This window comes from Desulfamplus magnetovallimortis, assembly GCF_900170035.1.
Lineage (GTDB): Bacteria > Desulfobacterota > Desulfobacteria > Desulfobacterales > Desulfobacteraceae > Desulfamplus > Desulfamplus magnetovallimortis.
The window spans coordinates 1,032,191-1,046,815 of sequence record NZ_LT828540.1; the positions used below are offsets into that span (position 1 = coordinate 1,032,191).

14 protein-coding genes are annotated in these 14,625 nt (G+C 43.2%); 13 read left to right on the forward strand and 1 reads right to left on the reverse strand.

Features of this window, described 5'->3' with window-relative positions:
* Positions 1-705 (forward strand): TIGR04211 family SH3 domain-containing protein (locus MTBBW1_RS04085; protein ID WP_080799473.1); only part of this gene is annotated, 705 nt, incomplete at its 5' end.
* Positions 706-1,126: 421 nt separating this feature from the next.
* Here the strand turns inward: MTBBW1_RS04085 and MTBBW1_RS04090 are convergent.
* Positions 1,127-2,713 (reverse strand): sigma-54 interaction domain-containing protein, encoded by a 1,587-nt coding sequence (locus MTBBW1_RS04090; RefSeq protein ID WP_080799476.1) that lies wholly within the window; start codon positions 2,711-2,713, stop codon positions 1,127-1,129.
* Between the two features lie 316 nt (positions 2,714-3,029).
* Here MTBBW1_RS04090 and MTBBW1_RS04095 point away from each other — a divergent pair, with 316 nt between their 5' ends.
* The 12 genes from MTBBW1_RS04095 (at position 3,030) to MTBBW1_RS04150 (ending at position 14,557) form a co-directional block, all read left to right on the forward strand.
* The gene (locus tag MTBBW1_RS04095) at positions 3,030-3,236 is read left to right on the forward strand and encodes a hypothetical protein (RefSeq protein ID WP_080799479.1); all 207 of its coding nucleotides are present in this window, start codon (positions 3,030-3,032) and stop codon (positions 3,234-3,236) included.
* A gap of 46 nt (positions 3,237-3,282) precedes the next feature.
* Complete coding sequence (gene speD / locus MTBBW1_RS04100; protein WP_080799482.1) at positions 3,283-3,672, forward strand: S-adenosylmethionine decarboxylase; 390 nt, start codon at positions 3,283-3,285, stop codon at positions 3,670-3,672.
* Between the two features lie 8 nt (positions 3,673-3,680).
* Positions 3,681-4,652, forward strand: a complete 972-nt coding sequence (locus tag MTBBW1_RS04105) for a GNAT family N-acetyltransferase (RefSeq protein WP_080799484.1) — start codon at positions 3,681-3,683, stop codon at positions 4,650-4,652.
* A gap of 124 nt (positions 4,653-4,776) precedes the next feature.
* Complete coding sequence (locus MTBBW1_RS04110; protein WP_080799487.1) at positions 4,777-6,012, forward strand: ATP-grasp domain-containing protein; 1,236 nt, start codon at positions 4,777-4,779, stop codon at positions 6,010-6,012.
* Between the two features lie 3 nt (positions 6,013-6,015).
* Positions 6,016-7,230 carry a diaminopimelate decarboxylase family protein gene (locus MTBBW1_RS04115; protein ID WP_080799490.1) on the forward strand — a complete coding sequence of 405 codons (1,215 nt, stop codon included), beginning with the start codon at positions 6,016-6,018 and terminating at the stop codon, positions 7,228-7,230.
* Between the two features lie 552 nt (positions 7,231-7,782).
* The gene (locus tag MTBBW1_RS04120) at positions 7,783-8,388 is read left to right on the forward strand and encodes a restriction endonuclease subunit S (protein WP_080799492.1); all 606 of its coding nucleotides are present in this window, start codon (positions 7,783-7,785) and stop codon (positions 8,386-8,388) included.
* The gene (locus MTBBW1_RS04125; RefSeq protein WP_080799495.1) at positions 8,385-8,759 is read left to right on the forward strand and encodes a GxxExxY protein; all 375 of its coding nucleotides are present in this window, start codon (positions 8,385-8,387) and stop codon (positions 8,757-8,759) included. Before MTBBW1_RS04120 ends, MTBBW1_RS04125 begins: the two co-directional genes overlap by 4 nt.
* Positions 8,760-8,805: 46 nt before the next feature.
* Positions 8,806-10,413, forward strand: a complete 1,608-nt coding sequence (locus tag MTBBW1_RS04130) for a type I restriction-modification system subunit M (RefSeq protein WP_080799498.1) — start codon at positions 8,806-8,808, stop codon at positions 10,411-10,413.
* Positions 10,413-11,273: a DNA damage-inducible protein D gene (gene dinD, locus MTBBW1_RS04135; protein WP_080799500.1), complete on the forward strand. Its 861-nt coding sequence runs from the start codon at positions 10,413-10,415 to the stop codon at positions 11,271-11,273. Before MTBBW1_RS04130 ends, dinD begins: the two co-directional genes overlap by 1 nt.
* A 3-nt stretch (positions 11,274-11,276) precedes the next feature.
* On the forward strand, positions 11,277-11,552 hold the full coding sequence (locus MTBBW1_RS04140) for a hypothetical protein (RefSeq protein ID WP_245809238.1): 276 nt from the start codon (positions 11,277-11,279) through the stop codon (positions 11,550-11,552).
* 178 nt (positions 11,553-11,730) lie between these two features.
* Positions 11,731-12,945: a restriction endonuclease subunit S gene (locus MTBBW1_RS04145; RefSeq protein WP_186441070.1), complete on the forward strand. Its 1,215-nt coding sequence runs from the start codon at positions 11,731-11,733 to the stop codon at positions 12,943-12,945.
* Between the two features lie 79 nt (positions 12,946-13,024).
* Positions 13,025-14,557 (forward strand): RNA-directed DNA polymerase, encoded by a 1,533-nt coding sequence (locus MTBBW1_RS04150; RefSeq protein WP_080799505.1) that lies wholly within the window; start codon positions 13,025-13,027, stop codon positions 14,555-14,557.
* The last annotated feature ends 68 nt before the right edge of the window (positions 14,558-14,625 follow it).

Below are 14,625 nucleotides of genomic sequence, written 5' to 3' on the forward strand. Positions count from 1 at the left end.
GAAGGCCCTGAAAGGGAACATAACATCCTGAGCACTCTCAGAAGTAATGCTGCTGTTGATATCCTTGAAAAAAAAGGTGATTACCTTAAAGTAAAAACGGAAAATGGTGATATCGGCTGGGTTGAAAGCAGGTATATTTCTCCGGAGTTGCCCAAAACAATCATCATTGAGAGTTTAAAGCAGCAAATTGAGCAGCTTGAAAAAAGAAACACCGAACTTGAGCAAGAGAACAAAAACCTTGAGGAACAGAAAAATGACCTTGCCACTCAAAATGAAGAGCTTGCAAGCCACTCTGGTGAAGTCTCAGACCCAGGACAGATTCTTGAAAGCTCAATTGTCAACGGCGAAGAAGAGTACAAAGAAAAAATAAAAACCCTTGAAGAGACTCTTGACTCTGAAACCCAAAAAAGAGAAACTGCTGAATCGGAACTTCAAGCTGTTAAGGATAAATATCAAACACTTATGGAAAATTCAGGTAATGTGTTACAGCTTACTGAAGAGATAGAAAAGCTTAAAGAGGAAAATACAAACCTTTCAGAGGGAAAAAGCTTTCTGGATATTTTTATGACAGGCGGGGGCGATGATGTGCTGAAAACTGCAATGATCAAATGGTTTCTCTCCGGAGCCGGGGTTCTGATTGCAGGTTGGCTCATTGGCCGAAGCTTTTCAGGTGGGAGTAGAAGAAAGCGAGGGATACTCGCTTAAATAGTCAAAATGGACATCTATGAGCATTTGAGCCTTGTGAACAGTGTCTGAATCAGGATGCCCAGGATTAACTGGATAAGGCAGGATGAACTATCCTGAACATCCTTTTCATCCTGGTTATCCTGATTCAGACAAATACAATAACTTCTGAAAAAGCAATAAGATGTCGATTTTGAGTTACCATTCAGATGAGTTACCATTCAGAGAACTTACGACTGACGAGGAGTTCATTTATTCTCAATCAAAATGAAGTATATTATGGATTCAGCAAAAAAACGGTCTCACCTGAGTTGTTATCACGTTTGCAGAAGGCATTTAACAGCGCAAAAGCAGAAGGAAAATTTGAAGCTGTTATCAACAGATACAAATAAATTGGCCACCTGAAAACAGGAGACATTTACGGATCGGGCATTTGAAAATTCTAATTTTTGAAATCTTCCTTTCGGATTCCAAACTGCTTCATCTTATTAAAAAGTCCCCTTTGATGAATTCCGGCCATCTCCGCAGCTTTGCCGACACGTCCACAGCTCTTTTTAAGTACCATATTAATATAACGCTTCTCCACCTGCATCAACACATCTGTTGTAACTTCTGGAAGTGTTTTGCTCTCCCAGCTACTGCAATCCACCAGAAAATTCTCGGGCATAGGACTTTTATTATCTGCCAGGTAATTTTTATCTGCCCTCTCTTGTGAAGAGAGGAATTGTTCTTTTTTTATTGAAGATTCTTCACAACAATTTGTTTTAAAATCGCTTTCATCAATTTTATATGGTTCGATGAACTCGTTTCTGTTAGCTGAAATGGATTTCAGCAAAGAGATTTTTCCGGCACCTGCATTTAAAATACCTTCCGGAAGATTTTCCGATGTAATTATATGCCCCCGGCAAAGGAGCATTGCCCTTTCAATTACATTCATAAGCTCCCTTACATTTCCCGGCCAGTCATACCTGCTCATGAGACTGACAGCTTCATCAGATATTCCTGCAACCTCCCTGCCAATGCGTTTTCGATAATATGATATAAAATTCCTTATTAACGCTGGGATATCCTCCCTTCTTCTGCAAAGTGAAGGTATTGTCATTGATACCACGCTTATACGATAGAAAAGATCCCTTCTGAACCTTCCCTGTTCAATCTCCATCTCAAGATCCTTGTTTGTTGCAGCAATAACCCTTACATCCACCCAGACAGGTTCCTCACCACCGATTGTAACAATTTCATAATCCTGAAGTACCCGTAAAAGCTTGGTCTGAAGATGAAGGGGCATATCTCCAATTTCATCAAGAAAGATTGTCCCTCCATGGGCAAGCTCAAAGGCTCCCCGCCTTGCTCGGATAGCACCTGTAAATGCTCCCTGTTCATGTCCAAAAAGCTCTGTTTCAAGGAGTTGCTCCGGAAGACCTGCTGTATTGACAGCAATAAAGGGGCCGTTGGAACGAGGGCCTTCTGCATGGATTGCCCTTGCAAGATGCTCCTTTCCAACTCCGGTCTCGCCAAGTATGAGAAGAGTGCTGTTGCTGGTTACAACCTGATGTACCTCCTCCATGAAAATCTGCATCTGATGACTGTCTGACACAAAATCATTAAGACTTGGCTTCAAACGCCCTTTACGGTCATACCTGTCCATCAGATTAAACTGACGGCGAGACTCAAGAATGGTTTCCATGGCTTCAATGAGGCTTACAATTGAAATTCCCGAATAAAGGACAGCGTCTGCACCTGCGGCAAGAAGCTGTGCCTGATCTTCAGATGAATCCTTGGCATTAATGACAATGGTCATGGGTTTTTCAGGCAGGTTATTCAAAACAGCAAGCCCAGATTCAACAGGTTTGGGAATAATAGCATCACTTATGAGAAAAATGTCAGCACAGCTTCTCACCATTGATTGCCAGACTCCATTACCACGCCCGAACTTCCTGATCTGGAGATCTGATATTTCATCAAGTTTTTTCTCAATCTGAGCTTCCAGTTTTTTATCTTTAATGGACAGGGCAAGCCTGAGCAGCATCTCTTATCTCCCTCAAAAAACGGTATTATTATTCTGTAATTACTAATTTTTGTGATTTTAGGAAAAATAATACTCAATTCTCATATATTATACAAGCAATATTATACCGATTTAAAATCTCAAACATCTTATCTCAAAAAAATAATCTATAATTACAGGATGATGAAAATTTCATTTCATACTTGGCAATATTTTTGCTGTAAGGCTCTAACAGATGACATAAAAAAGCGTACAATGGCATCAAAAGCTGGCATAAAATAATTGCCAACAACTTGCAATAAGATGTGTGACAATAACTTGAAAAAACGTGAGTACAATGAAAAAAGCCAGAACAAGATACATTAAAAACAATGATGGTACTAAAAAGTCAGTTTTAAAATTCAGGGAAGGTCATGATGAAGATCTTTATGAAGACGAAGATGAAACTCTGTTAAAACAAAAAAAGGATGTAGGGAAGCGCCTTCATCGCAAAAAAACAGTTAAAGATGATTTCTGGGACAGTGGACTGATAAACAAAAATTAGCATTCCCATCTAAAGGAATGCATCAAAAAAAAAGGGGATAGAATCCATGGGAGTAGTGGCAATAAAGCAGATAGAACCAGCCCAGGAAGTCTGGGGAATTGCATCATCCATTGATATTTATGACTGCGATCCGGATAAAATCCGTGATGCAGACTACATAAAAAACTTTGTCAGGGATCTGTGTGATCTCATTGATATGAAACGCTTCGGAGAGACACAGGTTGTGCATTTCGGAGAGGATGAAAAAGTAGCAGGTTTTTCCATGGTACAGCTTATAGAGACATCCTTGATTTCGGCTCATTTTGCAAATATGACCAATACTACCTATTTAGATGTATTCAGTTGCAAGCCCTATGATCCTGAAGTGGTGAAAAATTTTGCAGCAGGTTACTTTGGAGGCTCAACAACAAACATTAATGTGACCTACAGAAAGTAGTAAATAGAATGTCAGGAATCTGTATAATTAGGGACAAAAATGAGTGTAAGCAACTATGGAAAACCCTCTATCCTGTAAAATCAATTTTTGATCTTTGGGAAATAAGGGAAATTTTTGCCAATAGCTACGGGCGAAAGAATCTTTTTATTATCCACAGATCAGAACAGGATAATAAAATCAACGGATTCCTTCCCTTAAGCTGGATAGAAGAGAGAGACGTGTTCGGTTTTTTTCCGGCAGAGACATGGAGAGGCCGAACATGGATGGAGCAGAATAGAATAATTGCACAAGACAGCAATGTTCTGGCAAAAATGCTTGAGGCAATACCTGGAGAGTCAGACATCCGTTATCTTGCCTTTGAAAGCAATCTTGATAACCTTTTTCCATCCGGAAAATGGAACTGTTGTATTGATGAGACAGGTTACCTGTTCTATCCAGATAGATATCAATCTTTTTCAGGTTATCTTGAAGGTTTCAAGGGCAAATCAAGAAAAAAAATTTTATCTGAAATCAGATACTTTGAAAAAGAGGGTGTGACATTCAGATACAACAATATTGCTGATTTGAATAATATGTTTCATCTTAACCTGGAAAATTTTGGTGAAAACAGCTATTTCCATGATCCAAGGTTTATGGATGCATTTGAAAAGCTTGCCCTTATGCTCAATAAAAAGGGAATGCTGAGGGTAATCACTGCCCTTGTTAATGAAAAAATTGCGGCGGTTGACATGGGTGCTGTATGGAACAAGACATGCACCTTTCTTGCAGGCGGCACCTCCAGGGAGTTTCCAGGTATTGCCAAATTTATCAACCTTCACCATATCCAGTGGGCATGTGCACACAAGGATGGATTGTGCAGTATGCCTTTTGAAAAGATATCAACACTTGATTTCCTTTGTGGAGATTTTGGGTGGAAAGAGCGATTTCACCTTTCTCCTCGCCCTCTGTATCAAATAAAATCAGAGACAATAAACTGGTAGTGTCATAAAAGTGTTGATATCTTTTTGTGAAAGCCCTGCTGAATCAAGGTTTGTGAAGAGCTCATCAACATATTTGGGACACCACCAATAAACTAATCTGGCCTGCCAGAGACAAGAGACTGATATGTCAAACTCCTGTAAAACAATTGTTGTTGGTACAACATCTGACTACATAGATCTGCTTCGCCGTAAATTACCGAGCAAGCTTTTTTTTGTCACATCTCCGGATATCCGCAAAAAAGCCCGGGAAGCAGCTCCTGAAAAGTCTGAAGAGCTGCTTTGTGATCTCTCATCCCATGATGCTGTAAATGCAATGATAGAGCATCATATACTTCAATATGGATTGACCCTTAACGGCATTGCCTGCTTTGACTGCGAATCAATGCTTCTTGCTTCTTATGTGGCAACTCATTTTGCTCTCAAATACCCTTCTCCGGAAGCTATTCTGGCATGTCGCGACAAATCTCTCACCAGAAGAATGTGGCATTCAAGGGAAATTGCAACCCCTGAATCGCTGTGCATAACTTCAGAAGAGCAGGCAAAACACTTTTTTGAAAAAAACCTGATGCCATGCGTTCTAAAGCCCTTGGACGGAAGTGGAAGTGAACGGGTTTTCCGCTGCAATACAGCAATGGAGTGCCAAACAGCCTACAACACAATCTGCTCTTTTCAGAAAAAACCAGAAGTTTTAATTGAAATGTTTGTTGAGGGGACAGAGTACAGTTGTGATGTTATCATAGAAAAAAACTGTTCGTACCCAATTCGTTTTACAAGAAAAATACATGCACCTATGCCTGTTTTCGGAACCATAATGGCATATGAGCTTGTGGAGTTTCCTAGAGGCAATATTTCACAGAAAAGCTTTATGTCAATGCTTGTCAAAGCGGCACACGCCCTTGGAATCAGTAATGGTATCTGCATGATAGATTTTATTGTGACAGAAAATGGAGTCTCCCTTCTTGAAATGACCCCAAGACCAGGTGGAGACTGCCTGCCCTGGCTTATAAAAAAAGGTATGAACCTTGATATTCTCTCCATGAACATTGATGTGGCTTCACAACCGGAATTTCATTTTCATGCTCCATCAGGATTTACCTCTCTTGTTGGACTTAAAATACATGCTCATGGTGACGGTAAACTCAAATATATTGACAGTTCCCGCCTTATGGAAGACCCACGGGTAAGAGAAGTTTATATAAAACAGAAACCAGGACACCTGATTAAACTTCCGCCAGAAGATTATGACTCATGGAATCTGGGGCACATTATATTTAAACCATCAAAATTTATATCCTGTGAAGCCCAGTGTATGCAGCTTTTATCACTTCTGGACATCGAAATTGAAGAGAAACGGCGATAAGCAATGAGAGATCCGGAAATTATATCCACCTTTGTGGAACAAAATTTTATCAAGGGCAGGCAGTTCATTCACACAATAGGCAAAGAGTTGACCCCGTGCTATCTGTTTGAACCCGCAGTTGTCAAATCAAGGGCAAAGGCATTTAAACGGGCATTTCAGTATCATCTGCCGGACACAAGCTTTTATTATGCCGTTAAAAGCAACAATTTTCCGGATGTCTCACAGGCTGCTATTGAAAGTGGTTTTGGGCTTGATGTATCAAGCGGAGCAGAGCTTGAAATGGCACTTGAGATAGGAGCAAAGGATATTGTTTTCAGCGGTCCTGGCAAAACTGAAAGCGAACTTGATATTGCTGTCATACACAGCGGTAAAGTGAAAGTTCTCATGGACAGTTTCACAGAACTCAAACGCCTGGAAAAGAGAGCTGCAAAAGCTGATAGAAAAGTTCGTGCCGGAGTTCGCATAAACTCTGATCCAAAAGGGCTGTGGAGAAAATTCGGAATTCTGTTACATGATCTGAATGATTTTATTCAGATGAGTAAAAATTGTCCGCATATCTCTTTTCAGGGCATTCAGTTCCACTCAAGCTGGAACATGGGGCCGGAAAAACAGGTTGCATTCATAAAGGAACTTGGACAAACCATTGCATCTCTTTCTGCATCAGACAAAAAAATGATCAGATTCATCGACATCGGGGGCGGTTACTGGCCGGAGCAAGGAGAGTGGCTCCATGTGTCATCAGCAAATAAAAATAATTTGAATCCGGAGCTTCACATTAACTGTGCTGTTTCCATTGAAGATTTTGCAATGGAGATATCCCGTGCACTTTTTGAAAATATCCATAACCAGATTGGATGCCGCATCTGTTTTGAACCAGGCAGATGGATATGCAACAACTCCATGCACATTATTCTGAAGGTGATAGACAAAAAATACCATAACATGGTCATTACAGACGGAGGCACCAATGCTGTTGGATGGGAACGTTTTGAAACTGACTATTTTCCTGTACTTAACCTGAGCCGCCCTGAAATAAAGGAGAGGGAGTGCCTTATCCTGGGCTCTTTATGCACACCACATGATGTCTGGGGATACCGTTACTGGGGCAAAGATATTCAGGAGGGAGACATCCTGATGATACCAACCCAGGGGGCATATACCTACAGTTTAAGACAAAATTTTATCAAAGATGTACCACAGGTGATTGTATTTCCATAATTATTTTGCAAACCCCATGCCCTGCCACAATGTAAAATATGAAAGTCTTTATCCTCCCCCCTTTCCGAGACTTTCATATCAAAAACCACATAATTTTCCTTTGTTAACTTCTCAAAATCGACACCTTTCAGATTGCCTTCCCAAAGTCCCTTCATTTCTAACTCAAAATCGACACCTATAGCTTTCCAGAAAAATATTTTATTTTTTGGTCAAAAAATATATTCAGATAACAGGTAGTTAGACTTTGCCATTTTGAATTTAATTATCTGGAATACTATATAACGTACATGGCGGATTACCGCCGCAATCGAAGAGATGAAAGTCGTTTTAAAAACAGGCTGTTACCTAGACTTTCATATAAACATCTTGAGCCTTGTCAAAACTGTCTGAATCAGGATTCCCTAGATTAACAAAGATAAGGCAGGAATATCTTCCGTAAAGCCAGACAAAAAAAATACAGTAATATTGTTTTTGCAAATTATAGTTGACAAACAACTTCAAAAAGCATAAATTTTGCTGTAATGATATTACAGCATTTTATGAGGCAGGCACATGAAAATAAAAATTCAAAAACTGGCAAACGTGCATATGGGATACTCTTTCAGGTCACGTATTGAAGTCTCGGAAAGGGGTAGGGTTGCAGTTATTCAGATGAAGGATCTTCTGGATGACAACACGGTTGGGTGTGATTCTTTGGTCAAAATTAATATAAAAACTCTTAAAGAGCATCATCTTGCTCAGAAAAATGATCTGATTTTCAGATCGCGTGGCCATGTAAGCACATCTGCAATTCTTCTTGATGATCCAGGCAAGGCAGTCGTCGCCGCTCCTTTATTAAGGATAAGGGTGACCAAGCCAGACAAGGTTTTACCCGAGTATCTGAACTGGTATATCAGCCAGCGGGATGCGCAGATTTTTTTGACCAGCCGAGCCAAAGGGACGGTTCAGAAAATGATCAGTAAGCAGGCCATTGAAGATCTGGAGGTGGCGCTGCCAAGTCTGGAAAAACAGAAAAATATCGTAGAGCTGGCCACGTTGTCTGCTCGTGAACAAACCCTGCTTCACACGCTGGCCGACAAGCGGGAACAATACATTGGGGCAGTACTAATGCATTTTGCAAAAGGAACCACGGAAAGCACGGAAGGACACGGAAAATGAGTTTATTGTTTGAAGATGAAACTTATGCGATTCGCGGGGCTATCTTTGAGGTCTATAAAGAAATGGGGTGCGGTTTTCTTGAGGCCGTGTACCAGGAGTGCCTTGAGAAGGAGTTTAGCAAGCAAGGGATTCCATTTGTGGCGCAGCAGGAGCTTCAGTTGCGCTACAAGGGAAAGCCGTTAAAGCAGATCTACAAACCAGACTTGATTTGTTTCGGGCAGATCATTGTCGAGCTAAAAGCCGTCAGAGAGATTGCGCCTGAGCATAAGGCGCAACTCATCAATTACCTCAAAGCAACCAGCTTAAAACTGGGACTATTAATCAACTTTGGCAGTCATCCGAAAGTCGAGATTGAGCGCTTTGCGCTTTAATATTCCGTGCTTTCCGTGACTTCCGTGGTTTAACAGGAGAATTTCAATGAATAAGATTGATCAAAAAGACATCAACAACGCAGCATGGGCGGCGTGTGACACCTTCCGGGGTGTTGTTGATCCAGCGCAGTACAAAGACTACATCCTCGTGATGCTGTTTTTGAAATACATCTCGGATGTATGGCAGGACCACTACGAAGAGTATCAGAAGCAGTATGGCGACGATGATGTTCGTATCCGCCGCAAGCTCGAGCGTGAACGTTTTGTTCTCCCGATAATCAAACTGACGGAAAAGACTCGCGGAGACGAAAATAATAAAGGCGTCGATACACTTCTGGATGAATTCCCCGCCACCTATTACAGCCTGTATGAACGCCGGTCCGCCGCCAACATCGGTGAGCTGATCAATATCGTGCTCGATCATATTGAAGAGAGCAACAAGAGCAAACTCGAAGGGGTCTTCCGTAATATCGATTTCAACAGCGAGGCCAACCTCGGGCGGACGAAGGATCGGAATAAACGCCTTAAAACGTTGCTGGAAGACTTCAACAAGCCACAGCTCAGCATGAAGCCCAGCCTCGTTTCCGAGGATGTGATCGGTAATACCTACATCTACCTGATTGAGCGCTTCGCCTCCGACTCCGGAAAGAAGGCCGGAGAGTTCTTTACACCGCTGAAGGTAACCGAACTGGTGGCCAAGCTAGCTGGTCCCAAACCGGGCGACCGTATCTGTGACCCGGCCTGCGGATCAGGCGGACTTTTGATTCAGGCTGCACAAGAGGTGGCCCGCAGCGCGGGTAGCGCTCAGGAAGGGCGCAACTTTGCCCTCTTCGGACAGGAGTCCAACGGCAGCACATGGGCGCTCTGCCGTATGAACATGTTCCTGCACAGCTTTGACAGCGCCCGGGTGGAATGGTGTGACACCCTGAACAGTCCGCTGCTGGTGGAAAATGACCGGCTCATGAAATTCAACTGCGTGGTGGCCAATCCGCCGTTCTCACTGGATAAATGGGGTGCGGAAAGCGCCGAGAGCGATCAGTACAACCGCTTCTGGCGCGGGGTGCCGCCCAAGAGCAAAGGCGACTGGGCCTTTATCAGCCACATGGTGGAAACCGCTCTTGAAAAGCAGGGCCGGGTTGCCGTGGTGGTGCCTCATGGCGTGTTGTTCCGGGGCGCGGCTGAAGGGCGTATTCGGGAAAAAATGATCGAGGAAAATTTGCTGGATGCTGTGATCGGCCTGCCGGGTAACCTGTTCCCGACTACCAATATCCCGGTGGCGATTCTGGTCTTTGACCGCTCTCGTGAAAAAGGCGGCGTTCGAGAAGAATGCAAAAACGTTTTCTTTGTCGATGCCAGCCGGGAGTTTGTCTCCGGGAAAAATATGAACACCCTCTCGGAAGCGCATATCGGCAAGATCATGAAGACCTACGCCGCCCGGGCTGAAGAAGAAAAATACGCCCATGTGGCCGAGTTTGTTGAGATCAAGGAAAACGACTTTAACCTCAATATCCCCCGCTATGTGGACACCTTTGAGGAGGAAGAAGAAATCGACATCGATGCGGTACAGGTGGAAATTGATGATCTGGAAAAAGAGCTTGTGGATGTCCGCAGGCAGATGGCGGAAAAGCTGAAGCAGATTAATCGGGGGGCATAATGGATCAAAACACCATCACAAAGCTGACGATTTCATTCAACGCCATCGTTCAGCAGGTTCCTAACGCAGCAGCCGAATTCTGGTATGCCAGAGATTTGCAAGAGCTCTTGGATTATACCGAATGGCGAAATTTTCTAAAGGTAATCGAGAAAGCCAAAGACTCAGCACAAAATGTTGGAGCATCAGTTCAAAACCATTTTGTTGACGTCAACAAAATGGTCTCCATCGGCTCAGGCGCTGAGCGTCCCGTTGAGGATATCATGCTCACCCGTTATGCCTGCTACCTGATTGCCCAAAATGGCAATCCCCGCAAGGAAGCCATTGCCTTTGCCCAAACCTATTTTGCTGTACAGACCCGCAAGCAGGAGCTGATTGAGGAGCGACTGCGTCTTCAAGAACGTCTTCAGGCAAGACAAAAACTCACCGAGTCGGAAACCGAACTCTCCCGCAACATCTACGAACGTGGCGTGGATGATCAAGGGTTTGGTCGAATCCGTTCCAAAGGAGATGCCGCCCTATTTGGCGGAAACTCCACCGCTCAGATGAAAAACAAGCTGGCCATGCCGTCAAATCGGCCACTTGCCGACTTTCTGCCGACCGTGACCATTGCCGCCAAAAATCTGGCCGCTGAAATCACCAATCACAATGTCCGCCAAAATGACTTGCAGGGTGAGCCTTCTATCACGGGAGAACATGTTCAGAACAACACCAGTGTCCGTAATATGCTGGGAGAACGTGGCATTAAGCCCGAAGAACTGCCTCCCGAAGAGGATATCAAAAAGCTGGAACGGCGCGTAAAATCAGCTGAGAAAAAGCTGATTAAGGGAAGCGAGTTGCCGAAGAAAAGTGATGAGGTATGACTGATGAATGATGAATTAAAAAATAACTCAGAACTCGGCTCAATCGCGGTACTGACCGCTAACATTTTCCGCGCTACGCAGACTGAAGAAAAACTCCGTCGTGAGAACGTTCAGGGCAAAACCAAAGCCAATACAACCCATTTCGAGGTCGGTAAAAAAGTACGCCAGACCATTGAAGAACTGGGCGGAACCATGCCGGAAGATCTGCCGACACCGAATGAGGATTTGAAACGGCTGGAGAAACGAGTGCAGAAAAAACTTAAAGGAAACCACGAATGAACACAAATTTACTCACATGGATGATGGAACCACGGAATACACGGAATCACACGGAAAGGGAGAAATGTCTTTTTCAGTGCCTTCCGTGCTTTTCGTGGTTAAAAAGAATTCAGCCTTCAGCACTCAGCACTCATAATTCAGAACTCGCCGGAGGCGTATGGCTCAAGGAGATTCAGCGATGAAGCAAGAACTCCATATACCAAACGATTGGAAAGAGGCATCTCTCGGGAAACTGACATCTTTGCTCACCAATGGGTTTGTTGGCACCGCGACATCTCACTATACTAAAGAGGCGAACGGCATCACCTACATTCAAGGATTTAATGTCACGGAGAACAGCTTCAACCTTACCAATATCCGAAAGGTAACTCCTGAATTTCACAAGAAGAACAGTAAATCCCGCTTGCAGGAAGGCGATTTATTGACCATCCAGACCGGCGACATCGGCCTAACCACAATTGTTCCCAAGGAACTTGTAGGCAGCAATTGTCACGCGCTTGTTATTTCGCGACTGTATAGAGAAACATGCCACCCCAAGTTTTACTCTCAATACTTCAATTCGCCATTATGTCGACGACTATTTCGCCGAATTGAGACAGGTTCTTCAATGAAGCACCTAAATGTCGGGGATATGAAAAAACTTCATTTTCCGATTCCCCCGCTTCCCGAGCAAAAAGCCATTGCCGATCTGTTGTCCACTTGGGATGAGGCAATCGAGAAAACCGAGCGGCTGATTCTGGCGAAGGAACGTCAAAAATTAGGTGACCTTCACTCTCGGATAAGCAGCCAAAAGGCCAACTCGACAATTGGCGCTTTCGCCAAGCCTGTGGTTAGAAAAATTGATAAGCCAGAGGAATCCTATGTTGCTGTGGGCATAAGAAGCCATTTCAAAGGAACTTTCCAGAGACTTGTCGAAGATCCCCGAACCGTAAATATGGATTCGCTTTACAGGGTAAAAGAAAACGACCTAATCCTCAATATAACCTTTGCATGGGAAGGTGCTATTGCGCTTGTGAAGAAAGAAGATGAGGAATGCTACGTCTCCCACCGTTTCCCTACATATGAAATAAAGAGGTCCAAGGCGGAGCCTTGCTTTATTCGACAGCTAATCATGTCGAGTCGGATGAAGTACGACCTTTCCAATATTTCTCCCGGTGGCGCAGGACGTAACAGAGTTCTTAACAAGAAAGATTTCTTAAAAATGCCTATATGGCTTCCTGACCTTGAGACCCAGAAGAATATCGGGGGATACCTTGGGGCAATAGATAAAGAAATCGACCTGTTGAAACAGCTCGCAGATAAATACAAAACCCAGAAACGCGGTCTGATGCAGAAAATGCTCACCGGCGAATGGCGGGTAAAACCGGAAATCGTTAACACTTTTTCTGAGTAACCACAAATGAACACGAATTCACACCAATATTTTTTAGAACCGCGAAAAGCGCGAAACACACGAAAGGTAAGGATTGTCTATGGATGACACCCGCAAATCTATATTAAACCTTACTGCCTCAGAGGTTCGTGATTTTCTGTTAAAGGCGGAAAGTTATTGCAGTGTTGATCTGCCACCATATTTTGTGTTTGGGGATTTGATAGCCAAAGTCAATACACAGCTTGAAGGCAAGACGCTTAACGATCTTATTCAGAGTCCGCGTGACTGCGAAGATGTTAATTATACGATTCTGAACAATAAGGACGGTAAGTATGCCTGGCGTCCTTTTCAGCTCATCCACCCTGTTCTTTATGTGTCTCTTGTTCGTCAGATCACAGATGACAATAATTGGCAACTAATCACCGAGCGATTTTCTGAATTTTCCCAAAACAAAAAAATTCGATGCTTGAGTATTCCTGTGATTTCACTATCTGAAGAAAAAGACAGGGCCGAGCAGGTGTCGCATTGGTGGCATGAGGTGGAACAGCGTTCCATTGAACTTGGGCTAGAGTATGATTGCCTGCTGGAAACGGATATTACTGATTGGTACGGGGCTATCTACACGCACTCGATCGCCTGGGCATTGCATACAAAAACAGAAGCCAAGAAAAAAAATAAGCGTAATGATCTTTGTTTGATAGGTAATCAAATTGACAAACATATTCAGGATATGCGCCACGGGCAAACAAATGGCATTCCGCAAGGTTCAGCCTTGATGGACTTCATCGCCGAAATGGTGCTTGGTTATGCCGACTTGAAATTGTCCGAAAAAGTCCAATCTACAAATATTACTGATTACCTGATTCTTAGGTATCGTGATGACTATCGCATTTTTTGCAACAATCCCCGTGATGGTGAGCAAATTGTCAAGTTTCTAACTGAAGTAACCATTTCACTTGGCTTGAAATTCAACCCATCCAAGACGAAAGCGAGTGATGATGTCGTCAGGGCATCGATCAAGAAAGATAAAATTGCTTGGTTTAGCCGAAAGAAGAGTGAAAAGAGTCTTCAGAAGCATCTGCTGATCATTCATGATCATGCGTTAGATTTCCCAAATGCAGGTAGTTTGTCGGTTGCATTGCAAGATTATTACAACAGGCTTTCTCGGTTAAGCAGACTCATTGAAGAACCAGTGCCGATAATCAGTATCGTGGTTGATATTGCCTACCGAAACCCCAGAACGTATGCGGTTTGCGCCGCAATATTAAGTAAACTTTTCTCTTTTATAGATGAATCGCGCAAACGGGGTATCATTGAAAAGATTCAGCACAAATTCACCAAGATTCCCAATACTGGGCATTTACAGGTTTGGCTACAGCGTATTACACAACCAATTTTTGACGACATTGAGTATGAAGAGCCGTTATGCAAACTTGCTTCAGGAGAAAGTGTACTGATTTGGAATAATGATTGGATCAGCTCCAAGGATTTAAAGACAGCAGTAGCCACAACAATTATTGATCATCAGAAACTTTCGGAAATGAACTCCGTTGTTCCAGCAGATGAGTTTGAACTCTTTTATATGAAAGTCCCCGCCGTTTCAGGACTTTCATCTCTTCGATTGTGGCGGTAATGCCGCCATGTATGTTATACAAAAACAATTGGAGGGTTACGCATGATTTACTCATTTCCGTGCCATTC